Raw genomic sequence first — 656 nt, forward strand, 5'->3', positions numbered from 1 at the left:
AAAGAAAAGACAGCTTAAGCATAAGTAGAGTTAAACATAGGGGAGTTCGGAATGAACCCTCAATTGAAAAGGGTTGGCATGTTTGCCAACCCTTTTTGTCTTTTAGCTATCCCACACTTTAGAGTAAGCGACTAATTCAGCTTATGCAGACCGATTAATTAGTACTTAACTTGGTAGTTCAGAGTGTAAGTACGGCCGCGGCCTTTGTAGTCATACGCTGCTGAGTCGTAATGAGACGAGTAAAGGATTTGAGCACGTTGACCCCAAACAGTGGTGTAGTCTTTGTTCAGTAAGTTTTGAATACCAAAACCTAGACTACCGACAGGAAGCTGATACGTACTCACTAGATCAAACACGGTGTAGCCATCAAGTTTGTTTTTGTCGTCTTCGTAATCAAACATAGTTTGGCTTTGTACTTTTACAGATAGGTCTGTGTCATACCAACCTGCCCAAGCACTTGCTTTAGAAGTACTTGCACTTCCTGCAGATACATCTTTCCAACCGTCGTTACCTTTCACTTCAGAGGTGACGTAGTGACCAGAAGCGCCCAGTTGAATGTTGTCATGTACCCAGTAAGAAGCCATCGCCTCTAGCCCGTACACTCGCTTTTTGTCATTGATGTTTTCAATCAGCAATGTCTTTCTGTTGTACTTCAC

The 656-nt window shown here is 42.7% G+C and carries 1 pseudogene; it reads right to left on the reverse strand.

Going from position 1 to position 656, the window contains the following annotated elements:
* Positions 1-158: 158 nt before the first annotated feature.
* Positions 159-656 (reverse strand): annotated as a pseudogene (locus tag AB4496_RS15350) (TonB-dependent siderophore receptor); the annotation flags it as partial.

The organism is Vibrio sp. 10N.222.46.A1, assembly GCF_041473595.1.
Taxonomy (GTDB): Bacteria; Pseudomonadota; Gammaproteobacteria; order Enterobacterales; family Vibrionaceae; genus Vibrio; species Vibrio tasmaniensis_A.